At 53.9% G+C, this 24,751-nt stretch carries 17 protein-coding genes; 7 read left to right on the top strand and 10 right to left on the bottom strand.

Annotated features, from left to right (window positions below):
- Positions 1–198 precede the first annotated feature (198 nt).
- Positions 199–2,589, top strand: a complete 2,391-nt coding sequence (locus GA0061071_RS05790) for a glucose/quinate/shikimate family membrane-bound PQQ-dependent dehydrogenase (protein ID WP_088237399.1) — start codon at positions 199–201, stop codon at positions 2,587–2,589.
- An 84-nt stretch (positions 2,590–2,673) separates the two neighbouring features.
- Here GA0061071_RS05790 and cueO read toward each other — a convergent pair whose 3' ends face one another.
- On the bottom strand, positions 2,674–4,308 hold the full coding sequence (gene cueO / locus GA0061071_RS05785; RefSeq protein ID WP_088237398.1) for a multicopper oxidase CueO: 1,635 nt from the start codon (positions 4,306–4,308) through the stop codon (positions 2,674–2,676).
- Between the two features lie 144 nt (positions 4,309–4,452).
- Between cueO and GA0061071_RS05780 the strand changes: the two genes are divergently transcribed.
- From GA0061071_RS05780 to speD, 3 genes are all read left to right on the top strand, one after another.
- On the top strand, positions 4,453–4,800 hold the full coding sequence (locus tag GA0061071_RS05780; RefSeq protein ID WP_061497638.1) for a YacC family pilotin-like protein: 348 nt from the start codon (positions 4,453–4,455) through the stop codon (positions 4,798–4,800).
- 142 nt (positions 4,801–4,942) lie between these two features.
- The gene (gene speE / locus GA0061071_RS05775) at positions 4,943–5,800 is read left to right on the top strand and encodes a polyamine aminopropyltransferase (protein WP_088237397.1); all 858 of its coding nucleotides are present in this window, start codon (positions 4,943–4,945) and stop codon (positions 5,798–5,800) included.
- Between the two features lie 14 nt (positions 5,801–5,814).
- On the top strand, positions 5,815–6,609 hold the full coding sequence (gene speD / locus GA0061071_RS05770) for an adenosylmethionine decarboxylase (RefSeq protein WP_061497642.1): 795 nt from the start codon (positions 5,815–5,817) through the stop codon (positions 6,607–6,609).
- Positions 6,610–6,638: 29 nt separating this feature from the next.
- Here the strand turns inward: speD and yacL are convergent, their stop codons facing one another.
- The 7 genes from yacL to pdhR form a co-directional block, all read right to left on the bottom strand.
- The gene (gene yacL, locus GA0061071_RS05765; protein ID WP_088237396.1) at positions 6,639–7,001 is read right to left on the bottom strand and encodes a protein YacL; all 363 of its coding nucleotides are present in this window, start codon (positions 6,999–7,001) and stop codon (positions 6,639–6,641) included.
- A 286-nt stretch (positions 7,002–7,287) separates the two neighbouring features.
- Positions 7,288–9,885 (bottom strand): bifunctional aconitate hydratase 2/2-methylisocitrate dehydratase, encoded by a 2,598-nt coding sequence (gene acnB, locus GA0061071_RS05760; RefSeq protein WP_088237395.1) that lies wholly within the window; start codon positions 9,883–9,885, stop codon positions 7,288–7,290.
- 267 nt (positions 9,886–10,152) lie between these two features.
- The gene (locus GA0061071_RS05750; RefSeq protein ID WP_082794186.1) at positions 10,153–11,580 is read right to left on the bottom strand and encodes a hypothetical protein; all 1,428 of its coding nucleotides are present in this window, start codon (positions 11,578–11,580) and stop codon (positions 10,153–10,155) included.
- A gap of 157 nt (positions 11,581–11,737) precedes the next feature.
- On the bottom strand, positions 11,738–13,162 hold the full coding sequence (gene lpdA, locus GA0061071_RS05745) for a dihydrolipoyl dehydrogenase (RefSeq protein ID WP_061500180.1): 1,425 nt from the start codon (positions 13,160–13,162) through the stop codon (positions 11,738–11,740).
- A gap of 203 nt (positions 13,163–13,365) precedes the next feature.
- Positions 13,366–15,264: a pyruvate dehydrogenase complex dihydrolipoyllysine-residue acetyltransferase gene (gene aceF / locus GA0061071_RS05740; RefSeq protein WP_088237394.1), complete on the bottom strand. Its 1,899-nt coding sequence runs from the start codon at positions 15,262–15,264 to the stop codon at positions 13,366–13,368.
- A gap of 14 nt (positions 15,265–15,278) precedes the next feature.
- Positions 15,279–17,942, bottom strand: a complete 2,664-nt coding sequence (gene aceE / locus GA0061071_RS05735) for a pyruvate dehydrogenase (acetyl-transferring), homodimeric type (protein WP_061497649.1) — start codon at positions 17,940–17,942, stop codon at positions 15,279–15,281.
- A gap of 174 nt (positions 17,943–18,116) precedes the next feature.
- Complete coding sequence (gene pdhR / locus GA0061071_RS05730) at positions 18,117–18,881, bottom strand: pyruvate dehydrogenase complex transcriptional repressor PdhR (RefSeq protein WP_061497651.1); 765 nt, start codon at positions 18,879–18,881, stop codon at positions 18,117–18,119.
- A gap of 534 nt (positions 18,882–19,415) precedes the next feature.
- Between pdhR and aroP the strand changes: the two genes are divergently transcribed.
- From aroP to GA0061071_RS05715, 3 genes are all read left to right on the top strand, one after another.
- Positions 19,416–20,789, top strand: a complete 1,374-nt coding sequence (gene aroP, locus GA0061071_RS05725; RefSeq protein ID WP_088237393.1) for an aromatic amino acid transporter AroP — start codon at positions 19,416–19,418, stop codon at positions 20,787–20,789.
- 171 nt (positions 20,790–20,960) lie between these two features.
- A complete protein-coding gene (locus tag GA0061071_RS05720; RefSeq protein ID WP_088237392.1) occupies positions 20,961–22,367 on the top strand; it encodes a glycoside-pentoside-hexuronide (GPH):cation symporter in 1,407 nt (468 codons plus the stop codon).
- A complete protein-coding gene (locus tag GA0061071_RS05715) occupies positions 22,367–23,317 on the top strand; it encodes a glycoside hydrolase family 43 protein (RefSeq protein WP_061497656.1) in 951 nt (316 codons plus the stop codon). The genes GA0061071_RS05720 and GA0061071_RS05715 overlap by 1 nt, the downstream gene beginning before the upstream one ends.
- A 16-nt stretch (positions 23,318–23,333) precedes the next feature.
- Here the strand turns inward: GA0061071_RS05715 and ampE are convergent, their stop codons facing one another.
- Positions 23,334–24,188: a beta-lactamase regulator AmpE gene (gene ampE / locus GA0061071_RS05710; RefSeq protein ID WP_061497658.1), complete on the bottom strand. Its 855-nt coding sequence runs from the start codon at positions 24,186–24,188 to the stop codon at positions 23,334–23,336.
- Positions 24,185–24,748, bottom strand: a complete 564-nt coding sequence (gene ampD, locus GA0061071_RS05705; protein ID WP_061497660.1) for a 1,6-anhydro-N-acetylmuramyl-L-alanine amidase AmpD — start codon at positions 24,746–24,748, stop codon at positions 24,185–24,187. Before ampD ends, ampE begins: the two co-directional genes overlap by 4 nt.
- Positions 24,749–24,751 lie beyond the last annotated feature (3 nt).

Genomic DNA, 24,751 nt, shown 5'->3' with positions numbered 1-24,751 from the left:
AACCATATGATTTAAATCGTAAATCATTCAACACCGGTTGAGAGCGCCGGTAATTGAAACGCAAGATGCGCAGTATACCAGCAAAAAGATTATTAGGTGCCATTCCGCGACAAAGCTCATTTTGTGATGACGATCACACTTGTTAACTCCTATAATGAATTGCTATCAAAATATTAACAAACAGACGAGTGTCTTTTTATGGCAGAAACAAAAACGCAACAGCCGCGGCGTCTGGTGACGCTGACGGCACTGTTCGCAGCCTTTTGCGGGCTGTATCTGTTCATCGGCGGAGCCTGGCTGGTCGCCATTGGCGGCTCCTGGTACTACCCTATCGCAGGCCTGGTAATGCTGGCGGTGACCTGGCTGTTATGGAAAGGTCAGCGTGCTGCATTAGGGGTGTATGCCGCCCTGTTGCTGATCACCATGATATGGGGCGTGTGGGAAGTCGGTTTCGATTTCTGGGCGCTCACACCGCGTAGTGACATCCTGGTCTTCTTCGGCATCTGGCTAATCTTGCCCTTTGTCTGGCGGCGATTAGTTGTCCCCGCCCGTGGCGCGGTCGCTGCGCTGGTGGTGACGCTGCTGGTCAGTGGCGGCATTCTGACGTGGGCCGGTTTTAACGATCCGCAAGAGATCCACGGCACGCTGAGCGCAGAAAGTACGCCTGCACAGGCCATCTCTACAGTTGCTGACAGTGACTGGCCCGCTTACGGCCGTAATCAAGAAGGGCAGCGTTACTCGCCGTTGAAACAGATCAACGCCGATAACGTGCATAATCTGAAAGAAGCGTGGGTGTTTCGCACCGGCGATCTGAAACTGCCAAACGATCCCGGTGAAATTACCAACGAAGTGACGCCCATTAAAGTCGGCGATTCCTTGTTCCTGTGTACGGCGCACCAGCGTCTGTTCGCCCTTGATGCCGCCACGGGTAAAGAGAAATGGCACTTTGATCCGCAACTGAATACCAATCCGAGCTTCCAGCATGTCACCTGCCGTGGCGTTTCTTATCATGAAGCGACCGCTGACAATGCCAGCCCGGATGTGGTGGCGGATTGCCCGCGCCGTATTATCCTGCCAGTGAATGATGGTCGTCTGTTCGCTATCAACGCGGATAACGGTAAGCCGTGTGACTCCTTTGCCAATAAAGGCATTCTCAACCTGCAAACCAATATGCCGGTGACCACGCCGGGCATGTACGAGCCCACCTCGCCGCCAATCGTCACCGATAAGGTGATTATCATTGCCGGTGCTGTAACGGATAACTTCTCCACCCGGGAGCCTTCAGGGGTCATCCGCGGTTTCGATATCAATACCGGTAAACTGCTGTGGGCCTTCGATCCGGGTGCGAAAGATCCAAATGCGATCCCCGCCGATGAACACCATTATACCGTCAACTCGCCGAACTCCTGGGCACCTGCCGCCTATGATGCGAAGCTGGATTTGGTCTATCTACCGATGGGCGTCACCACGCCGGATATCTGGGGCGGTAAACGCACACCCGAGCAGGAGCGTTACGCCAGCTCAATCGTCGCGCTGAACGCGACCACCGGCAAACTGGCCTGGAGCTACCAGACCGTTCACCACGATTTGTGGGACATGGATATGCCGTCGCAGCCAACGCTGGCGGATATCAGCGTCAACGGCAAAACGGTTCCGGTGATTTATGCTCCGGCGAAAACCGGCAACATTTTCGTACTGGATCGTCGTAATGGCGAACTGGTCGTGCCCGCGCCGGAAAAACCGGTACCGCAAGGGGCTGCCAAAGGTGATTACGTCACCCCTACCCAGCCGTTCTCCGATCTGAGCTTCCGTCCGAAGAAAGATCTCAGCGGGGCGGACATGTGGGGTGCCACCATGTTCGATCAACTGGTGTGCCGCGTCATGTTCCACCAGATGCGCTATGAAGGCATTTTCACCCCACCGTCGGAACAGGGCACGCTGGTGTTCCCGGGTAACCTGGGGATGTTCGAATGGGGCGGCATCTCTGTTGATCCGCATCGCCAGGTCGCCATTGCCAACCCGATGGCACTACCGTTTGTGTCGAAACTGATCCCGCGCGGTCCGGGTAACCCGATGGAACCGCCGAAAGACGCGAAAGGCACCGGGTCTGAGTCAGGCATCCAGCCGCAGTACGGTGTACCGTATGGCGTCACGCTGAACCCGTTCCTGTCACCGTTCGGTCTGCCGTGTAAACAACCAGCATGGGGTTACATTTCTGCTCTCGATTTGAAAACCAATCAGGTGGTGTGGAAAAAACGTATTGGTACGCCGCAGGACAGCATGCCGTTCCCGATGCCGGTTCCGGTACCGTTCAATATGGGGATGCCGATGCTTGGCGGCCCGATCTCCACAGCGGGTAATGTGCTGTTTATCGCGGCAACTGCTGATAATTACCTGCGCGCTTACAATATGAGCAACGGAGAGAAACTGTGGCAAGGTCGATTGCCAGCGGGCGGTCAGGCCACGCCGATGACCTATGAAGTCAATGGCAAACAGTATGTGGTCATTTCCGCTGGTGGTCACGGATCGTTCGGCACCAAAATGGGCGACTATATCGTCGCCTATGCACTGCCGGATGACGCCAAATAAAGAGAATGCAAGCCCGGTAGCGAGGTTGCGTACCGGGCCGCTCACTCTCCAGCCGGAGGCGCGTTTTGACGCCCTCCGGCTTTTTTACACCGTAAACCCTAACATCATCCCGGTATCTTCATGCTCCAGCAGATGGCAGTGCGCCATATAAGCATGCTCTTTTGGCGCGTCATGCTGGAAGCGAACTAACACTTCACTGCGTGCCCCGTAGACATTCACGGTATCTTTCCAGCCCGCACGATGCGCCGCAGGCGGTTTCCCGTTTTCTGACAGAATACGGAACTGGGTCCCGTGAATATGGAAAGGGTGCAGCATCATGTCGCCTTCGCCCGAGATCACCCAGCGTTCGTACTGCCCTTTTTGCGCCGCAAACGCCGGTGTGGTCATATCGAAGGCTTTGCCGTTGATCCGGTTGGCAGAGTGGAAATCAAACCCACCGTTACCGTGGTTCATCGCACCATGATCACTCTTCATTCCGCCATGGTTCATCTGACCATGATCCATTTGCATCGAGCCCATCTGCCCGTGGCTCATCGGCATATTCCCGCTCTGGGTATGGTTCATTTGCCCATGGCCCATCATCATGCCGGCCATTGCCGCGTCACCGTACTTCTGTTGTAACGCCTGCATCCCCATCATATCGAGCATCGGGTCCATCGACAGTTGCAGCGTCCGTTGTGTTAACCCCTCGAGCGGTGGCAATGCGGGCAACGATGCGAGCTTATCGGGCAATATGCCGGAAGCGGTGACCTGCAACGGCTGAATACGCAGCACCGGCTGCGGCTGGTCAAACGGCGCAACCGTCATCCCCATCTGCTGTACCGGCAGCGTAACAATATCGAAGGGCTTACCGTCGCTGATATCCACTAATACCTCGAACCGCTCCCCCATCAACATCGGTAATTCACTGACCTTGACAGGTTCACTTAGCAAACCGCCGTCGCTCGCTATCACATACAGCGGGCGTTTATCGCTGGTGGCAACATTAAGCGAACGCGCATTGCAGCCATTGAGCAAACGCAGACGTAACCAGCCTCGTGGTGCGGCATGCTGGGGATACACCGCGCCATTAGTGAGTAAGGTATCGCCAAACCAGCCCACGGCTGCGCTCATCACATCAAGCTGATAATCAATTTGCCCCTGCGCGGTAAATCTTTTGTCCTGCATAATCAGCGGAACATCGTCAATGCCCCACTGTTGCGGCAGGCGCAGTTGGCGAAGCGTATCATCTTCAATCAGTACCAGCCCGGCGAGCCCCATCGCCACCTGGCGACCGGTTTTACCGTGTTGATGTGGGTGGAACCAGCAGGTTGCCGCCTGTTGCGTAGGGGTAAAGGTTACCGTACGGCTACCACCGGGTTTGATTACCCCTTGCGGCCCGCCATCAACCTCCCCTGCAACTTCAACGCCGTGCCAGTGCACGGTGGTCTCTTCGGCCAGTGTATTACGGATCTCAACTGTAACGGCGCGGCCCTGACGGAGCTGAAGCGCAGGCCCAAGCAGTGAGCCGTTGTAACCCCAGGTGGTTGCAGATTTACCGCCGAACAGGGTTTCCCCTGCGTGTACCGTAAGCTGAATACGGTTTTGCGCATCGGGACTGAGCAGTGGCGGGACGGGAAGTGTCGGGCGTTCAGCGGCAAACAGCGATCGGCTCCACAGTGGCAGCGCGCTCATTACGCCTAACGCGGCGGAATATTTCAAAAAATCACGGCGTTGCATGGGCATTTCCTTATCAATTGCAGGCGATATTTTGAGCATAAACCCTCCCCCTGCCGGAAGGTCAAGAAATCAGATAATAATAAATATCGTCGCCCTATCAGGACTGTGCTAACGTTTAAATTCCGTTACGCCGTGGTAGAAATAATGAAGACGTTTTTCAGAACAGTAGTCCTCGGCAGCCTGCTGGCTGTCTCCGCAAACAGTTATGCGCTAAGTGAATCCGAAGCTGAAGATATGGCCGATCTGACGGCCGTGTTTGTATTTCTGAAAAACGACTGCGGCTATAACAACTTGCCTAACGGGCAGATCCGTCGCGCACTGGTCTTTTTCGCCCAGCAAAACCAGTGGGATCTCAGCAACTATGACACCTGGGATATGAAATCGCTGGGTGAAGATAGCTACCGCGACCTGAGCGGCATCGGTATTCCTACCGCCAAAAAATGTAAAGCCCTCGCTCGCGACTCCCTTAGCCTTCTCGCCTACGTTAAATAATCGTCCCCTGTTCCATCTTGCTTCTGGCCGCGCTGCGACACGAAGCAAGACGGGATAACGGTGATATTCTGACCGTGCAACCACGGTCAGAGTTAGCTATGATGTTGCGCCCATTTTCGCGGTGTTAACAAAGGAGCAACCTATGGCCGACAACCCCGTGTGGCACGAAACCCTGCATGACCACTTTGGTCAATACTTTGCCGTTGATAACGTGCTGTATCACGAGAAAACCGATCATCAGGATCTGGTCATCTTCGAGAACGCCGCGTTTGGTCGCGTAATGGCGCTGGATGGCGTTGTTCAGACCACCGAACGTGATGAGTTCATCTACCACGAAATGATGACCCATGTTCCGCTGCTGGCTCATGGTCATGCAAAAGATGTGTTAATCATCGGCGGTGGCGATGGCGCCATGTTGCGTGAAGTCTCGCGCCATAAAAATATTGCCACCATCACCATGGTGGAAATCGACGCCGGCGTCGTCTCTTTCTGCCGTCAATATCTGCCGAATCACAGCGCAGGCGCGTATGACGATCCCCGTTTTCAGTTGGTGATCGACGATGGCGTCAATTTTGTTAACCACACCCGCCAGACATTCGACGTGATCATTTCTGACTGTACCGATCCTATCGGTCCGGGGGAGAGCCTGTTCACTTCCACCTTTTATGAAGGCTGCAAACGCTGTCTGAACCCGGGCGGGATTTTCGTGGCGCAGAATGGCGTAAGCTTTCTGCAACAAGAGGAGGTCACCGGCAGTTATCGCAAATTGAGTCACTATTTTAGCGACGTCAGTTTTTATCAGGCAGCGGTTCCGACCTACTACGGCGGCATCATGACGTTTGCCTGGGCGACGGATAACGAAGCATTGCGCCACCTCTCAACCGGGATCATCGCCGCCCGTTTCCATACTGCCGCAATAACCTGCCGTTACTATAATCCGGCGATTCATACCGCGGCTTTCGCCTTGCCACAATATGTGCAAGACGCCCTGTCTTCCTAAGGAGGTGATGAAAATTGAAAAAGCTGAAGCTGCATGGCTTTAACAACCTGACGAAAAGCCTGAGTTTTTGTATCTACGACATCTGCTACGCCAAGACGGCGGAAGAGCGTGACGGCTACATTGCCTATATTGATGAACTCTATAACGCCAACCGTCTGACAGAGATCCTGAGCGAAACGTGCAATATTATCGGTGCTAATATCCTGAACATTGCCCGCCAGGATTACGAGCCGCAGGGCGCGAGCGTGACCATTCTGGTGAGCGAAGAACCCGTCGACCCGCAGCTTATCGATAAAACCGAACACCCAGGCCCGCTGCCGGAAGCCGTGGTCGCCCATCTGGATAAGAGCCATATTTGCGTCCATACCTACCCGGAAAGCCATCCTGAGGGAGGTTTGTGCACATTCCGCGCCGATATCGAGGTCTCCACTTGCGGCGTTATCTCTCCGCTCAAAGCGCTGAATTACCTGATCCACCAGTTAGAGTCAGATATTGTCACGGTCGATTACCGCGTGCGCGGCTTTACCCGCGACATTAATGGCATGAAGCATTTTATCGATCATGAGATTAATTCGATTCAGAACTTTATGTCTGATGACATGAAATCACTGTACGACATGGTGGATGTGAACGTTTATCAGGAAAATATCTTTCATACCAAGATGTTGCTTAAAGAGTTCGATCTTAAGCACTACATGTTCCATACCAAACCGGAAGACCTGACTACAGAAGAACGCAAAGAGATCACAGAAGCGTTGTGGAAAGAGATGCGCGAGATCTACTACGGCCGCAATATTCCAGCCGTATAACCTGCGACGGAGCACGGAGGCTCCCTTATCTATCGCTGTTTCAGGAATTCGCGATAGGCGGCCACCACCTGAAGAAAATCCTCCACGCCGCACAGCGACAGGCTCTCTTCATCGTAATAGCTCATCCCTTCTTCCATCTCATCGCCGGAAAATTCAAGCTGGTTGGCGCGCACCATTACCTCTTCGCCATCCATCCACAGCGTATATTCATGCCCGGCACGTTGCCAGGAGCGCTCGCTGCCCTTCACCGTTTTCGCCGCCTGCTCCACTTCATCCAGTAAGGCCAGGTTCTCTTTCACTTCTTCATTAAACCAATGCCCAACAGCTTCGTGGCCCATCGACATTCGCACCTTCACCACGCCGGTGACATCACGCAGAAATTCGTAATCCATAATCGCTTCCTCCTGCCGGCCTGATGGCCCGCCTATGCTGTAATTATCGCAGCACACTGCCAGAAAAAAAGCGTACTAACGGGAAGCAACGAAAAATATCCGTGCGAAAGCGCTTCGCCTGCGCAGAAATCATCCGTCGGGTTGCTGTGGCGCAGAAGACGCATAATGATGGCGGCGATAGCCGCGTTTTCGACATGTCAGTCATCGACATTTGATGCGCTTAAAAAGCGATTTTTTGCAGCGCGAGGGGAAAGAAAAAAGCCACCCCGAAGGGTGGCTCTGGTACTCAGACCGCGGTCTGGAAAATCACACCATCTGCTTTCTCAGTGTACTGATTAAGCTGGTCGAAGTTCAGGTAGCGGTAGGTGTCTGCAGCGGTTTTATCCACCTGCGACATAAAGTTAAGGTACTCTTCCGGCGTCGGCAGTTTACCGGTCAGCGCAGCAACTGCTGCCAGCTCCGCAGATGCCAGGTAAACGTTCGCCCCGGTACCTAAACGGTTCGGGAAGTTACGCGTAGACGTGGATACCACAGTCGAACCGTCCGCCACACGCGCCTGGTTACCCATGCACAGGGAGCAGCCCGGGATCTCAATGCGCGCACCGCTCTTACCGAACACGCTGTAATACCCTTCTTCCGTCAACTGTGCGGCATCCATACGGGTCGGCGGCGCAACCCACAGGCGGGTCGGCAGCTGGCCTTTATGGCTGTCCAGCAGTTTACCGGCGGCACGGAAGTGGCCGATGTTCGTCATGCAGGAACCGATAAAGACTTCATCGATGCTCGCACCCTGCACGTCTGACAGCAGACGCGCGTCATCCGGATCGTTCGGCGCACAGAGGATCGGCTCTTTGATGTCCGCCAGATCGATGTCGATGACCGCCGCGTACTCTGCGTCAGCATCGGCTTCCAGCAGTTGCGGATCCGCCAGCCATTTTTCCATGCCCTGTACGCGACGTTCCAGCGTACGACGATCGCCGTAGCCTTCGGAAATCATCCACTTCAGCAGCACGATGTTCGAGTTCAGATACTCGATAATCGGTTCTTTATTCAGTTTGATGGTGCAACCGGCAGCCGAACGCTCAGCAGAGGCATCCGTCAGCTCAAACGCCTGCTCGACTTTCAGATCCGGCAGACCTTCGATTTCGAGGATGCGGCCAGAGAAGATGTTTTTCTTCCCTTTCTTCTCAACGGTCAGCAGACCTTGTTTGATGGCATACAGCGGGATGGCATGCACCAGATCGCGCAGGGTAATACCCGGCTGCATTTTGCCTTTGAAGCGCACCAGCACAGACTCCGGCATATCCAACGGCATAACGCCAGTGGCGGCAGCAAACGCCACCAGGCCAGACCCCGCCGGGAAGGAGATACCGATCGGGAAACGGGTATGCGAGTCACCACCGGTACCGACGGTATCCGGCAACAACATACGGTTCAGCCACGAGTGGATTACGCCGTCGCCAGGACGCAGGGAAACACCGCCACGGTTCATAATGAAGTCCGGCAGCGTATGATGTGTGGTCACATCCACAGGCTTCGGATAGGCCGCCGTGTGGCAGAAAGACTGCATCACCAGATCGGAAGAGAAGCCCAGGCATGCCAGATCTTTCAGTTCATCACGGGTCATCGGACCGGTGGTGTCCTGAGAACCCACGGAGGTCATTTTCGGTTCGCAGTAAGCACCCGGACGGATACCGGCCACGCCGCAGGCGCGACCTACCATTTTCTGCGCCAGCGAGTAGCCGCGGCTGCTTTCCGCCACGTCTTTCGCCTGACGGAACACATCACTGTGCGGCAGACCCAGCGCTTCGCGCGCTTTGGTTGTCAGCCCACGACCGATGATCAACGGGATACGGCCACCGGCGCGCACTTCGTCGATCAACACGTCGGTTTTCAGCTCAAAGCTGGCCAGCAGTTCGCCGGTTTCATGGTTGCGAACTTCACCTTTGAACGGATACACGTCGATCACGTCGCCCATGTTGAGGCTGTTCACATCCACTTCGATAGGCAGCGCACCCGCATCTTCCATGGTGTTGAAGAAGATAGGCGCAATTTTACCGCCGAGCACCAGACCGCCGCCGCGCTTGTTCGGCACGTTCGGAATGTCATCGCCCATAAACCACAGTACGGAGTTGGTGGCGGATTTACGGGAAGAACCGGTACCGACTACATCGCCGACATAGGCCAGCGGGAAACCTTTTTTCGCCAGCGCCTCGATCTGTTTGATCGGGCCAACAACGCCTGGCTGATCCGGCTCAATGCCTTCACGGGCGTTCTTCAGCATCGCCAGCGCGTGCAGCGGGATATCCGGGCGGGACCAGGCATCCGGTGCCGGAGAGAGATCATCAGTGTTGGTTTCGCCGGTAACTTTAAATACCGTCACGGTGATTTTGTCGGCCAGTGCCGGACGGCTCAGGAACCATTCTGCGTCGGCCCAGGATTGCAACACCTGTTTCGCGTAGGCGTTGCCCGCTTTGGCTTTCTCTTCCACATCGTAGAAGTTGTCGAACATCAGCAGCGTGTGGGACAGCGCTTTAGCGGCGATCGGCGCAAGTTTGTCGCTATCCAGCGCATCAATCAGCGGGTGAATGTTATAACCGCCCTGCATAGTGCCCAGCAGTTCAATGGCTTTTTCAGGGGTGACCAGTGGGGAGGTGGCGTCGCCTTTAGCGATGGCAGCAAGGAAACCCGCTTTGACATAGGCGGCTTCATCAACGCCTGGCGGGACACGGTTAGTCAGCAGATCAATCAGGAATTCTTCTTCGCCAGCAGGCGGGTTTTTCAGCAGCTCGACAAGGCCTGCCATTTGGGTTGCATCTAATGGTTTTGGCGCAATCCCCTCAGCGGCACGTTCAGCTACGTGCTTACGGTATTCTTCTAGCACGACGGTTCTCCTCGCTCTCATTGTCATAATGCGGCAGGCGTTTCTCTTCACTCTCCTGTGAGACAGCAGTTTGTAGGGTAAATCCGCGAACCGCGTTCGGCAGCATAGCAGGATTTACGGGGGGTGTTAATCTGTTTACAAAAAAGCAACATAAAAAATTGGCTGAATCGTTAAAGGCGGAATAAAGCAGAGGACAGGCGGTTTTTAGGGAACAGAATCGACGGCATAAAAAACAAAAAACGGCCCCAAAGGACCGTTTTTATGACGTTATTGTGACAGCGTTCGTAGCAAGGAAACCACATTGTTGCGTGTGTATTGCTCCGGGTTAACGGTCTGATCAACCAGTTCTCCCATCACATATTTTTTCACCGTTTCGCGGTTATTCACCTGCTCGTGATGCCCCACACTCGCCAGTTGCCCACGCGCGGTGTAATTGAGGGTAGTACTGCTCTCGTCATCATTTTCCAGCAAGTGGTAATAGTAGTTCTGCGAGGACTTCATGCCGTTCAGCGACAGCGGGAAAGAGGGGTCTAGCGCTTGATGCCAGGCGGCGCTGGTATGGCTTCGCGCAGTCTGCTTCAGGGTTTTTGACCCATCACTGGCGACGGCCTCTTCAGTCGTTTGCGAAGCCTGGTAGGAAAAACGATCTTTCTCTTCTTCATGCAGCGGGTTGATGGATTTTTCCGTTTGCGTCAGTGATAAAGAGAAGTCATTCAGCCCGCTTAGCTGCGATTTACCATTGTCGCCGACGCGAATATCCGCCACGCCCACTTTTAATGACTCATCGTTTGCCGTCGTGGTATTTAACGCGCGGAATACCGACTTCAGCGCTTCCATCTGCGCCCGATCACCGTGACCGGCAATGCGCGCTTTATCAAACTTGCTGTCGTAGGCATTCAGCGCACTTTGCTGCTGTGCATAGTCGCCAGACAGTCCGGATTGAGAAAGATCGCTGCTCATCTTCAGCGAGAAATCCTTATCTTCATAGGCTATCCAGCGCTCTTTCATGTCTGCATGGAAATTGAGTGATTGCAGCGATGTGTCGCCAGTACGCATATCCGTTTTTAAATCCACGGATTTGAGCACACTGCTATCAAACTGCGTTAACCCCTTCACGTCGACTTCAGGCGGGTTGCGGCCCAGCCCTGATAACGTTTTTTGCAACGACTCACCCAGTTTGGCGACAGCATCAGCTTCGTCATCATTCAGACTGTCGCCTTCCGTTTTGACCTCCACCGCCATGCCATCGTCCTGCTGGGTCATGATCAGATGAACGGTGGAGCCAGATTGCGTGACGATATCCAGCGTGATGGCGGATTCATTTCCGCCGCTCCCGTTCATCGCGACGCCGGAGAGCGCCTGGGTGAAATCGGCGCGATTTTCTTTCAGGTTACTGAGCAGCACGCTGCCCAGACTGCCGAATGCGGAAACAGAGTTGCTCCCTTTTGCAGACTGCATCAATTCCTGGATTGTGGCGTTGTTTTGCAGAGAGGGGCTGGCGCTGATTTTCTTTGGCGACAGGCTATATACTGCGGCGATTTCCGCGGTCTGGCTGCCAAACATCACTTTTGCCGATGCCGTTGCACCCGCAGAAGTGGTGTTACTGCTGGCGGTACGCGCCGAGGTGTTCACTGTGGACGATGGGGTAACACGCGCCGCAGAAGAGAGCGACGATAGGTTGAGGCCGTTGATCATGACGATAAAACTCCTTCTCTCGCCGGGAATGGTCGACAGAGGGTAATATCGGCAAAATCTGCGTAATATTTATACCCTGGCAGTGAAAGTCTCTACCCGCTCACGAAAACGGCGCAAAAAAAACGCCTCCGAAGAGGCGCTTTAACGTGGCGAAAATTTATTTTTTCTTCGCTTTCGGGTTCGGCAGGTCAGTGATGCTGCCTTCGAACACTTCTGCCGCCAGCCCCACGGATTCGTGCAGGGTCGGGTGAGCATGGATGGTCAGCGCGATATCTTCAGCGTCGCAACCCATTTCGATCGCCAGTCCGATTTCGCCCAGCAGCTCACCGCCGTTGGTACCGACAATCGCGCCACCGATAACACGGTGCGTCTCTTTGTCGAAAATCAGTTTGGTCATACCGTCTGCGCAATCAGAAGCGATAGCACGACCAGACGCTGCCCACGGGAAGGTAGCAGTTTCGTAGCTGATGCCTTTCTCTTTCGCTTCTTTCTCGGTCAGACCCACCCATGCCACTTCCGGCTCGGTGTAGGCGATAGACGGGATAACTTTCGGATCGAAGTAATGTTTCTTACCGGCGATAACTTCGGCGGCCACGTGGCCTTCGTGCACGCCTTTGTGCGCCAGCATTGGCTGACCGACGATATCGCCGATAGCAAAGATGTGCGGCACGTTGGTACGCAATTGTTTATCAACACGGATAAAGCCACGGTCGTCCACTTCCACGCCGGCTTTACCTGCGTCGAGGTTTTTACCGTTCGGCACACGGCCGATGGCCACCAGCACGGCATCGTAACGCTGCGCTTCAGACGGGGCTTTTTTGCCTTCCATGGAAACATAGATACCGTCTTCTTTCGCTTCAACGGCGGTCACTTTGGTTTCCAGCATCAGGTTGAATTTCTTGCTGATGCGTTTGGTGAAGACTTTAACGATATCTTTGTCAGCAGCCGGGATAACCTGGTCGAACATTTCAACCACGTCAATCTCTGAACCCAGCGCATGGTACACGGTACCCATTTCCAGACCGATGATACCGCCACCCATAACCAGCATACGCTTCGGTACGGATTTCAGTTCCAGTGCGTCGGTGGAGTCCCATACGCGTGGATCTTCATGCGGGATAAACGGCAGTTGAATCGGACGGGAGCCCGCCGCGATGATTGCATTGTCAAAGTTGATCACGGTTTTACCGTTTTCGCCTTCAACTTCCAGTGTGTTCGCCCCGGTGAATTTACCCAGACCGTTAACCACTTTAACTTTACGGCCTTTCGCCATCCCCGCCAGACCGCCGGTCAGCTGAGTGATAACTTTCTCTTTCCAGGTACGAATTTTGTCGATATCGGTTTTCGGCTCGCCAAAAACGATGCCGTGTTCAGCCAGCGCTTTGGCTTCTTCGATAACTTTTGCTACGTGCAGCAGCGCTTTTGAAGGGATACAACCCACGTTCAGACACACACCGCCAAGGGTGCTGTAACGTTCAACGATGACGGTTTCCAGACCTAAATCAGCGCAACGGAAGGCAGCAGAGTAACCTGCCGGGCCTGCCCCAAGTACCACGACCTGAGTTTTGATTTCAGTACTCATCATGACCTCTTATTGATTTCCGGCGGTCAGGGGTACTTCATGTCGCCCTTCATCCACCGGGACGTTCTATCCGCCCGCAGTTTACAAAAATGTTAACAATTTTGAAACAACAAACGGCAAACGATTTGTCCTTTGCCCCTGATAACCCCATAAGCAGTATGAGATTAGCAGAAAAAAGCCGGCCGTCAGGCCGGCTTTTTCGATTACATCACCAGACGGCGGATGTCAGACAGCATGTTGTTGATGATGGTGATAAAGCGCGCACCATCCGCACCGTCAATCACACGGTGGTCGAAGGAGAGCGAAATTGGCATCATCAGACGCGGTACGAACTCTTTACCGTTCCAGACCGGCTCCATGGCTGATTTGGAGACACCGAGGATAGCCACTTCCGGCGCGTTAACAATCGGCGCGAAGTGGGTAGTACCCAAGCCACCGATGCTGGAGATGGTGAAGCAACCGCCTTGCATTTCGCCAGCAGTCAGCTTACCGTCACGCGCTTTTTTCGAGATCACCGTCAGTTCACGTGACAGCTCAGTGATGCTCTTCTTGTTCACGTCTTTAAAGACCGGAACAACCAGGCCGTTCGGGGTATCCACCGCCACACCAATGTTGATGTATTTTTTCAGCGTCAGACGCTGTGCATCTTCAGACAGCGAGCTGTTGAAGCGCGGCATTTGTTCCAGTGCAGCAGCGACCGCTTTCATGATGAAGACAACCGGGGTGAATTTCACATCCAGTTTGCGCTTCTCAGCTTCGGCATTCTGCTGTTTACGGAACGCTTCCAGATCGGTGATATCGGTCTTATCGAAGTGCGTAACGTGCGGGATCATCACCCAGTTACGGCTCAGGTTAGCGCCAGAAATTTTCTGGATACGACCCAACTCGACTTCTTCGACTTCGCCAAACTTGCTGAAGTCCACTTTCGGCCACGGCAGCAGACCCGGCAGAGAACCACCGGTTGCGCCGGCAGCAGGTGCAGATTCAGCGCGTTTAACCGCGTCTTTCACATAATTCTGAACGTCTTCGCGCAGGATACGGCCTTTACGACCGGTGCCTTTCACTTTCGCCAGATTCACACCGAATTCGCGCGCCAGGCGACGGATCAGCGGAGTGGCATGGACGTAAGCATCGTTTTCTGCGAAGTCGGATTTACCTTCTGCTTTCGCCGGAGCGGCAGCCGGTTTCGCCGCCTGAGCAGCCGGGGCCGGGGCAGCGGCAGCAGGTGCAGCAGCCGGAGCCGCAGCAGGCGCAGCGCCTTCCACATCGAATACCATGATCAGAGAGCCAGTGGAGACTTTGTCGCCCACGTTCACTTTCAGCTCTTTCACGGTGCCTGCGAACGGTGCCGGAACTTCCATCGAGGCTTTGTCGCCTTCTACGGTGATCAGCGACTGCTCAGCGGAGACTTTGTCGCCCACTTTCACCAGCACTTCGGTCACTTCAACTTCATCGCCGCCGATATCCGGTACGTTGACGTCTTTCGGGCCAGACGCAGCGGCCGGTGCGCTCGCCACAGCCGGAGCTGCCGCTTGTGCCGGAGCCGCAGCCGGTGCTGCACCCGCAACGTCGAAGATCATGATCAGCGAGCCGGTAGAGACTTTATCGCCGGTGTTGATTTTGATCTCTTTTACGGTGCCCGCGAACGGTGCCGGAACTTCCATCGACGCTTTGTCGCCTTCAACGGTGATCAGGGACTGTTCTGCAGCCACGGTATCGCCGACTTTCACCAGGATCTCAGTGACTTCAACTTCGTCACCGCCGATATCCGGGACGTTAACTTCTTTGGCTGCCGCAGCGGCCGGGGCTGCTGCTGGCGCGGCGTCTTTCTTCTCTTCTGCCGGAGCAGGTGCAGCGGCTGCTGCACCTTCGGCGGAATCGAAAATCATGATCAGTTTGCCGGTCTCGGTTTTGTCGCCAACAGAGACTTTGATCTCTTTAACAACGCCAGCCTGCGGAGACGGGACTTCCATAGAGGCTTTGTCGCCTTCTACGGTGATCAGCGACTGTTCAGCTTCAACTTTGTCGCCCACTTTGACCAGGATCTCGGTGATTTCAACTTCATCAGACCCGATGTCCGGTACATTGATTTCGATAGCCATTATCTCTTTACCTCTTACGCCAGACGCGGGTTAACTTTTTCTGCATCGATGTTGAATTTGGTGATGGCTTCCGCTACCACTTTCTTGTCGATTTCGCCACGTTTAGCCAGTTCGCCCAGTGCTGCAACGACCACGTAAGAAGCATCAACTTCGAAGTGGTGACGCAGGTTTTCACGGCTGTCGGAGCGACCGAAGCCATCCGTACCCAGTACGCGGTAATCATCAGCCGGTACATAAGTACGAACCTGCTCGGCGAACAGTTTCATATAGTCAGTAGACGCTACAGCCGGAGCATCGTTCATCACCTGGGCGATGTACGGTACACGCGGGGTTTCCAGCGGGTGCAGCATGTTCCAGCGTTCACAATCCTGGCCATCACGCGCCAGTTCAGTGAAGGAAGTTACGCTGTAGACGTCAGAACCGACGCCGTAATCTTTCGCCAGGATCTGTGCTGCTTCACGCACGTGACGCAGAATAGAACCGGAGCCCAGCAGCTGAACTTTACCTTTGCTGCCTTCAACGGTTTCGAGTTTGTAGATACCTTTACGGATACCTTCCTCGGCGCCTTCCGGCATCGCTGGCATGTGGTAGTTTTCGTTCAGCGTGGTGATGTAGTAGTAAACGTTCTCTTGTTTTTCACCGTACATACGCTCCAGGCCATCGTGCATGATGACAGCCACTTCGTACGCGTAAGACGGGTCGTAAGAGATACAGTTCGGAATAGTCAGCGACTGAATGTGGCTGTGACCATCTTCGTGCTGCAGACCTTCACCGTTCAGGGTGGTACGACCGGAGGTACCGCCAACCAGGAAGCCGCGAGCCTGCTGGTCGCCTGCCTGCCAGCACAGGTCGCCGATACGCTGGAACCCGAACATGGAGTAGTAGATGTAGAACGGAATCATCGGCAGGTTGTTGGTGCTGTAAGAGGTCGCAGCCGCCAGCCAGGATGCGCCAGCACCCAGTTCGTTGATACCTTCCTGCAGAATCTGACCTTTTTCGTCTTCTTTGTAGTAAGCAACCTGCTCACGGTCCTGCGGGGTGTACTGCTGACCGTTCGGGCTGTAGATACCAATCTGACGGAACAGACCTTCCATACCGAACGTACGCGCTTCATCGGCAATGATCGGAACCAGACGATCTTTGATCGATTTGTTCTTCAGCATCACGTTCAGGGCACGAACGAAAGCGATAGTGGTGGAGATCTCTTTGTTCTGCTCTTCCAGCAGCTGAGAGAAGTCTTCCAGAGCCGGCAGATCAAGTTTCTCGGTGAAGTTCGGCTGACGTGACGGCAGGTAGCCTTTCAGCGCCTGGCGACGTTCGTGCAGGTATTTGTGCTCTTCAGACCCTTCCGGGAAGGTGATGTAAGAGAGGTTTTCAACCTGCTCGTCGGTGACAGGTACATTGAAACGGTCGCGGATATAACGCACGCCGTCCATGTTCATTTTCTTCACCTGGTGAGCGATGTTTTTACCTTCTGCGGTATCACCCATGCCGTAACCTTTGATGGTGTGGGCGAGGATAACGGTCGCTTTACCTTTGGTTTCACGCGCTTTTTTCAGTGCAGCGTAAATTTTCTTCGGATCGTGGCCGCCACGGTTAAGCGCCCAAATCTGATCATCAGTCCAGTCAGCAACCAGCGCTGCGGTTTCCGGGTATTTGCCGAAGAAGTGCTCACGCACGTAAGCGCCGTCTTTGGATTTGAAGGTCTGGTAGTCGCCGTCAACGGTTTCGTTCATCAGTTGGATCAGTTTGCCGCTGGTGTCTTTACGCAGCAGTTCGTCCCAACGGGAACCCCACATGACTTTGATTACGTTCCAGCCAGCACCGCTGAAGATGCCTTCCAGTTCGTTGATAATTTTGCCGTTGCCGGTAACCGGGCCATCAAGACGCTGTAAGTTACAGTTGATGATGAAGCACAGGTTGTCCAGTTTTTCACGGGTTGCGATGGTGATAGCGCCTTTAGATTCCGGCTCATCCATTTCACCGTCGCCCAGGAAAGCGTAAACGGTTTGTTCAGAGGTATCTTTCAGGCCACGGTGTTCCAGATATTTCAGGAATTTCGCCTGGTAGATAGCGCCAATCGGGCCCAGACCCATGGATACGGTCGGGAACTGCCAGAATTCCGGCATCAGTTTCGGGTGCGGGTAAGACGACAGCCCTTTACCGTGAACTTCCTGACGGAAGTTATTCATCTGCTCTTCAGTCAGACGACCTTCCAGGAACGCACGCGCGTAGATGCCCGGAGAGATATGGCCCTGGAAGTACACCAGGTCGCCGCCGTCTTTCTCGTTGCGGGCACGGAAGAAGTGGTTGAAGCAGACTTCATAAACAGTCGCAGAAGACTGGAAGGAAGCCATGTGGCCGCCCAGTTCGAGGTCTTTTTTGGACGCACGCAGAACGGTCATGATTGCGTTCCAGCGGATAGCTGAACGAATACGGCGTTCCAGTTCCAGATTGCCCGGGTATTCCGGTTCATCTTCAACGGCAATAGTGTTTACATAGTTGCTCGCCCCTGTGCCAGCTGCCACTTTCACGCCGCCTTTGCGGGCTTCAGAAAGGAGCTGGTCAATCAGATACTGAGCACGCTCAACACCTTCTTCACGGATGACCGATTCGATCGCCTGTAGCCAGTCGCGAGTTTCGATCGGATCCACGTCATTTTGGAAACGTTCTGACATGGGGGGTATTCCTTATCTATCTAATACGTTGATTTGTCTGGAACCTGTCCCATTGCATTCTCATCATGACTGAACAACAAAAGTGCAATAAGACAGGTTCTGCGTTTAGTTGCCGCGCGCTAAAGTTTGGCGCTGGTGTTACAACTCTTCCGGTACAAACTGCACCAGAAAATATTAATTCTTTCTCTGCTCCAACCGACGAAGCGAGCGTTCACGACGGCTCTGCTCGCGGCTGCGATCCAGCAAAATCTCTTCAATAAACGCCAGGTGACGATGCGACGCTTCGCGCGCTTCTTCCGGTTGCCCGGCCATGATCGCCGCGAAAATACTGGAACGGTGACTGCTAACCAGCGGGAGCATCTCACGGCGTGCGTACAGCAATTCGAAGTTCTGACGAACGTTTTGCGCCAACATGGGCTCCATGCAGCGTAGCAGATGCAGCAGCACCACATTATGCGCCGCCTCGGTGACGGCAATTTGATACTGCACGACAGCATCGGACTCAGCATCCAGATCGCCCGACTGCTGCGCCAGCTCAATCGCCTGATGCAGTTCGCCAATACGTACCTTGTCTTCATCGGTGCTACGGAGCGCGGCGTAATAGGCGGCAATGCCTTCCAGCGCGTGGCGAGTTTCAAGCAGGTCAAACTGGGATTCGGGATGATCGGTCAGGAGCTCGACCAGCGGGTCGCTAAAGCTCTGCCACAGACTGCTCTGGACAAAGGTTCCACCACCCTGACGACGAAGCAGCAAACCTTTCGCTTCGAGCCGCTGGATGGCCTCACGCAGTGAAGGACGAGAAACATCGAACTGTTTAGCCAGCTCGCGCTCTGGAGGCAATTTTTCACCGGGACGTAATGTCCCTTCAAGAATCAAAAACTCCAGTTGTTGCTCAATCACATCGGAGAGTTTTGGTTGGCGGATTTTACTGTAGGCCATTGTTCCTTGTCTCTACCATTCGCCCAGAGTCAATTGGTCTTACCAATTTCATGTTCGTGACGCTAAAGTAACAAAGTATTCACCTTATGTCCATACAGGTTTTGATTGAAATCAGGAAACCACGCACATTTTAACAATGTTACAGAAATGACGTTTCAAAGATGTAACCTTGCACAAATGACCCGTTTACCACGAAAGAGGCAGTTTTAACTTTCCTGAAACGATAATTAAGGCATATGAACCGATTCAGTTAATAAATAACTGAATTTATATTCACATAAATTGCATAACTTATTAGTTTTACTTAAGAATGGTTACAGGCGGGTTACTGACAAATGGTTTCTTTTTCACCAGGTCGTCATTAGACCTTCATAAAGCAGATGCATTCCCCGGCGCTTACCACTATTCTGAGCCATACGAAAGGGATGGACGAAAATTCGCTTCAACATTTCGTAAACTAAAAACTACAAAAAATGGAATTTATCGCTTACACGCAAACGACAGCGTATACATAACAACCACACACGAGGTTTCATAATGGAAGGTCAACAGCACGGCGATCAGCTAAAGCGCGGCCTTAAGAACCGCCATATTCAGCTTATCGCGCTGGGCGGTGCTATCGGGACTGGCCTGTTTCTGGGTAGCGCGTCAGTCATTCAGTCCGCGGGTCCGGGTATTATTCTGGGCTACGCCATTGCCGGTTTTATTGCATTTCTGATCATGCGTCAGCTCGGTGAAATGGTCGTGGAAGAGCCGGTTGCCGGTTCATTCAGCCATTTTGCCTACAAATATTGGGGGAGCTTTGCCGGTTTTGCTTCCGGCTGGAACTACTGGGTGCTCTATGTGCTGGTGGCCATGGCGGAACTGACCGCCGTGGGTAAATACATTCAGTTCTGGTGGCCAGAGATCCCAACGTGGGCTTCCGCTGCCGCCTTCTTCGTCATCATTAACGCCATTAACCTGACCAACGTAAAAGTGTTTGGGGAAATGGAGTTCTGGTTCGCCATCATTAAAGTCTTCGCCGTGGTCGCCATGATCGTCTTCGGCGGCTGGCTGCTGTTTAGCGGCAGCGCCGGCCCGCAAGCGACCGTGCGTAACCTGTGGGAACAGGGCGGCTTCCTGCCGCACGGTTTTACCGGACTGGTGATGATGATGGCTATCATTATGTTCTCTTTCGGCGGCCTGGAACTGGTGGGTATTACCGCCGCTGAAGCCGACAACCCGGAACAGAGCATTCCCAAAGCCACCAACCAGGTCATCTACCGTATTCTGATCTTCTATGTGGGCTCGCTGGCGGTACTGCTCTCGCTGCTGCCGTGGACGCGCGTAACGGCGGATACCAGCCCGTTTGTGCTGATCTTCCATGAACTGGGCGACACGTTTGTAGCCAATGCGTTGAATATTGTGGTACTGACCGCTGCACTGTCGGTGTACAACAGCTGCGTTTACTGCAACAGCCGTATGCTGTTCGGTCTTGCGCAACAGGGTAACGCACCAAAAGCGTTGCTCTCTGTGGATAAACGCGGCGTGCCAGTGAACACCATTCTGGTCTCAGCGGTCGTGACGGCACTGTGCGTACTGATCAACTACCTGGCGCCTGAGTCAGCATTCGGTCTGTTGATGGCGCTGGTGGTATCCGCACTGGTGATCAACTGGGCGATGATCAGCCTCGCGCACATGCGTTTCCGCCGTGCGAAACAGCTGCAAGGTGTGACGCCGCGCTTCCCGGCGCTGTTCTACCCGTTAGGCAACTGGATCTGCCTGCTGTTTATGGCTGCGGTGCTGGTGATCATGCTGATGACCCCAGGTATGGCTATCTCGGTATGGCTGATCCCGGTATGGATTGTGGTTCTTGGCGTCGGCTACATGCTCAAACAGAAAAACGCTAAAGCCGTAAAAGCGCATTAATTCTTATCCTCTTACCCCTTTCCCGCTCGGGAGAGGGGTATTATCACTGTGTTACCTTCCTCACACTTTCTTTTACATAGCCATTTTGTCCATCACTGCGGCCTTATCCTGCTGCGCAAAGTCAAATTTCCAGGCAAATAATTCTTCCACATCTCAATGGGAGAAGCGGCAATGGACAACAATAAGCTGTCTGTTAAAGAGAAGATTGGCTATGGCATGGGCGATGCCGGATGTAACATCATTTTTGGCGCCATCATGTTGTTTGTTAACTACTTCTACACGGATATCTTCGGCCTCGCCCCTGCACTGGTCGGGGTATTACTGCTGTCGATTCGTGTAATTGATGCGGTGACAGATCCTTTAATGGGTGCCCTCGCCGACCGTACGCAAAGTAAATATGGACGTTTTCGCCCATGGCTGCTGTGGATAGCTTTGCCGTATGCCGTTTTCAGCGTATTAATGTTCACTACCCCCGACTGGACCTATAACAGTAAGGTGATCTACGCGTTTATCACCTACTTCCTGCTGTCGTTGACCTATACCGCGATCAACATTCCCTACTGCTCCCTGGGCGGTGTGATCACCAACGATCCGAAAGAGCGCGTTGCCTGTCAGTCGTACCGTTTTGTGATGGTCGGTATCGCTACACTGCTGCTCTCTTTGACGCTGCTGCCAATGGCAGAATGGTTCGGCGGTGCAGACAAAGCCAAAGGCTACCAGATGGCGATGACGGTGTTAGCACTCATTGGTATGTGTATGTTTTTGTTCTGCTTTTCCACCGTGCGTGAACGTATTCACCCGGCCGTTCCCACCAATGACGACCTGAAAAAGGACTTCAAAGACGTGTGGAAAAATGACCAGTGGGTGCGCATTTTGTTGCTGACGCTGTGTAACGTTTGCCCCGGCTTTATCCGCATGGCGGCAACCATGTACTACGTCACCTGGGTGATGGGAGAAAGCACCCATTTTGCTACTTTATTTATCAGCCTTGGCGTGGTGGGCATGATGTTCGGCAGTATGCTGGCGAAAGTGCTGACTGACCGCTGGTGCAAACTGAAAGTCTTCTTCTGGACCAATATCGTGCTGGCTATTTTCTCCTGCGCGTTCTACTTCTTTGACCCACACGCCACGACGCTGATTGTGGTGCTCTACTTCCTGCTGAATATCCTGCACCAGATCCCCTCACCGTTGCACTGGTCGTTAATGGCTGATGTGGACGATTACGGTGAATGGAAAACCGGGAAACGCATTACCGGCATCAGCTTCTCCGGTAACCTGTTCTTCCTGAAAGTGGGGCTGGCGATAGCCGGCGCAATGGTAGGCTTCCTGCTCTCGTGGTATGGCTACGACGCAGGCGCCAAACAGCAAAGCGACACGGCAATTAACGGCATCATGCTGCTCTTTACCGTGATCCCTGGCGTCGGTTACCTGATCACGGCAGGCGTCGTCCGTTTACTGAAAGTCGACCGCGAAACGATGAGACGGATTCAGGATGATCTGGAAAAACGCCGGATTAACTACCATGAACTGACCGAACGTCAGCATGTGCCGTCTGGTGACAACGTAAGGAAAGCATAATGAGCACTTGGCCGAACCCGTTTATTGAACAACGCGCTGACCCGTATATTCTGCGCCATGACAATGTTTACTACTTTGTCGCCTCGGTGCCGGAGTATGACCGGCTGGAAATCCGCCGCGCCAGTACGTTGGAAGGGCTACGCCAGACGGCCGGTGTGGTGGTATGGCGTAAACCGCAGACCGGGCCAATGAGCGAGCTTATCTGGGCACCGGAGCTGCATCATATTGATGGGAAATGGTATCTCTATTTTGCCGCCACATGGACGAAAGCGCTGGATGAGCTGAACATGTTCCGACACCGCATGTTCGTTCTGGAGTGTACCGACGCCGATCCGCTAACCGGTCGGTGGGTTGAAAAAGGTCAGGTGAAAACGCCGTTTGATACCTTCGCGCTGGACGCGACCACCTTTGTCCATCAGGGGAAACGCTGGTATCTGTGGGCGCAAAAAGCGCCGGATATTGCGGGTAATTCGAACCTCTATCTGGCGGAAATGGAAAATCCGTGGACCCTCAAAGGCGAACCGGTAATGTTAAGTAAACCGGAGTTCGACTGGGAGTGCAGGGGTTTTCTGGTGAATGAAGGCCCGGCGGTACTGTTCCACGGCGACAGGCTCTTTATCAGCTACTCCGCCAGTGCCACCGATGAAAATTATTGTATGGGACTGTTATGGATTGATATCGCTGCCAATCCACAGGATCCGGCCAACTGGCATAAAGCGCCGCAGCCGGTATTCAAAACCAGCTATGAAAACCATCAGTATGGCCCCGGGCATAACAGCTTTACACAGACACCGGAAGGGGAAGACGTGCTGGTATACCACGCACGCAATTACACCGACATCGAAGGTGACCCGCTCTACGATCCAAACCGCCATACCCGCCTGAAGCTCGTTCGTTGGCAAGAAAACGGGATGCCTGACTTCGGCATCCCACCTGCGGACCATGCGTGATACGACGGCGCGCTGACTACATCAGCGTGCCGTAAATGGTCAACAGTGCCACCACAACCACCAGCACCAGCGACGTTTTCTTCGCCATCGACACAGCCGCTTTTGGCGTTTCAACTTTATCCAGATGCGGCTCGCGCGCCAGTGAGAATTGCGCAAGGCGAGTCAGCACCTGATACTGCGATGTGTGGCGATCGCCAAGGGAGGCAAACCAGGCTGGCAAGGCTTTCTCGCCATGCCCCACCAGCGCGTACACCACCCCCGCCAGACGTACCGGCACCCAGTCCAGCACATGCAGGATCGCATCAATCCCGGATTGTTGACGCTCAGTTGGCGTCTGATAGCGCGCCAGCCATGATTGCCAGGCGCGTAAAAAGGCATATCCCGCCAACAGCACCGGCCCACAGGAAGCCCCGACGATCAGCCAGAACAGCGGCGCAAGATAAAAACGGAAGTTGATCCATACGAGCGCGTTTTGCAGCTCGCGCAAAAAATCACGCTCATCACACCCCGGGGGCACACCGTGGATTAACGTCAATTCATTGGCCATCGCGTTATGGGCGTGGCTGTCGTTACGCGCCGCAGCTTTAAGATAGGCGTGGTAATGCAATCGGACTTTCCCCGCGCCAATGCACAACAGACTAATAAGGATCCACACCACCAGCAGCGGAACATTGAAAAACAATCCCGACAGTGCACGCAGGATCAAAAAGGTAACCAGCATCACCAGTGCCGCCATCAGCAGCGTTCTTAACATCGAATAGTGTGTTACCCGCCGGAACAGCCCTTCCAGACGGTGATCCAGTTGCCAGTGTTCTCCCAGTTTAAACAACCGTTCTGCTGCCAGCACCAGCAGCATGGTGAATAACGTCATGGCATCTCCTTTTCTGACAAACCGGCGACCAGCGCACGAAATCTCGCCCAGTCAAAAGCTGGTCCGGGATCCGTCTTGCGCACAGGGGCAATATCACTGTGCCCGGTCATATTGTCGGCAATCGACGGGTAAAGCTCAATCACCGTTCGTGTCACTTCCGCCAGTTGCCGATATTGCGCATCGGTATAGGGCAGCGTGTCCGTGCCTTCCAGCTCAATGCCAATCGAGAAATCATTACAGCGTTCCCGCCCCTGCCAGGATGAAACGCCTGCATGCCAGGCGCGTTTATCAAAAGGCACATATTGCACAACCTCGCCATCACGGCGGATCAGGCAATGTGCGGAAACACGCAGGTGAACAATCTCAGCAAAAAAGGGATGGGCGTTGGCATCCAGAGTGCCGGTAAACAGCGCATCTATCCACGGGCCACCAAACTCGCCGGGAGGTAGGCTAATATTATGTACCACCAGCAATGAAGGTTGCTCATCGTCCGGGCGGCAATCAAAATGGGGAGACGGTACATGCCGCGCTTCCACCAGCCAGCCCTTGCGTAGCTGCATAAG

Origin of the sequence: Kosakonia oryzendophytica (assembly GCF_900094925.1) — a bacterium.
Lineage (GTDB): Bacteria > Pseudomonadota > Gammaproteobacteria > Enterobacterales > Enterobacteriaceae > Kosakonia > Kosakonia oryzendophytica.
Note: the sequence above shows the minus strand (reverse complement) of the source record. Positions and strands in the feature narration are given on the sequence as shown.

Bases quoted from the DNA above. Each gene is read 5' to 3' on its own strand.
- ampD (WP_061497660.1), bottom strand. From the start codon at position 24,748: ATGCAGCTACGCAAGGGCTGGCTGGTGGAAGCGCGGCATGTACCGTCT.
- lpdA (WP_061500180.1), bottom strand. From the start codon at position 13,162: ATGAGTACTGAAATCAAAACTCAGGTCGTGGTACTTGGGGCAGGCCCG.
- GA0061071_RS05715 (WP_061497656.1), top strand. From the start codon at position 22,367: ATGAGCACTTGGCCGAACCCGTTTATTGAACAACGCGCTGACCCGTAT.
- GA0061071_RS05790 (WP_088237399.1), top strand. From the start codon at position 199: ATGGCAGAAACAAAAACGCAACAGCCGCGGCGTCTGGTGACGCTGACG.
- ampE (WP_061497658.1), bottom strand. From the start codon at position 24,188: ATGACGTTATTCACCATGCTGCTGGTGCTGGCAGCAGAACGGTTGTTT.
- speE (WP_088237397.1), top strand. From the start codon at position 4,943: ATGGCCGACAACCCCGTGTGGCACGAAACCCTGCATGACCACTTTGGT.
- cueO (WP_088237398.1), bottom strand. From the start codon at position 4,308: ATGCAACGCCGTGATTTTTTGAAATATTCCGCCGCGTTAGGCGTAATG.
- GA0061071_RS05750 (WP_082794186.1), bottom strand. From the start codon at position 11,580: ATGATCAACGGCCTCAACCTATCGTCGCTCTCTTCTGCGGCGCGTGTT.
- yacL (WP_088237396.1), bottom strand. From the start codon at position 7,001: ATGGATTACGAATTTCTGCGTGATGTCACCGGCGTGGTGAAGGTGCGA.
- aceF (WP_088237394.1), bottom strand. From the start codon at position 15,264: ATGGCTATCGAAATCAATGTACCGGACATCGGGTCTGATGAAGTTGAA.
- GA0061071_RS05720 (WP_088237392.1), top strand. From the start codon at position 20,961: ATGGACAACAATAAGCTGTCTGTTAAAGAGAAGATTGGCTATGGCATG.
- pdhR (WP_061497651.1), bottom strand. From the start codon at position 18,881: ATGGCCTACAGTAAAATCCGCCAACCAAAACTCTCCGATGTGATTGAG.
- aceE (WP_061497649.1), bottom strand. From the start codon at position 17,942: ATGTCAGAACGTTTCCAAAATGACGTGGATCCGATCGAAACTCGCGAC.
- GA0061071_RS05780 (WP_061497638.1), top strand. From the start codon at position 4,453: ATGAAGACGTTTTTCAGAACAGTAGTCCTCGGCAGCCTGCTGGCTGTC.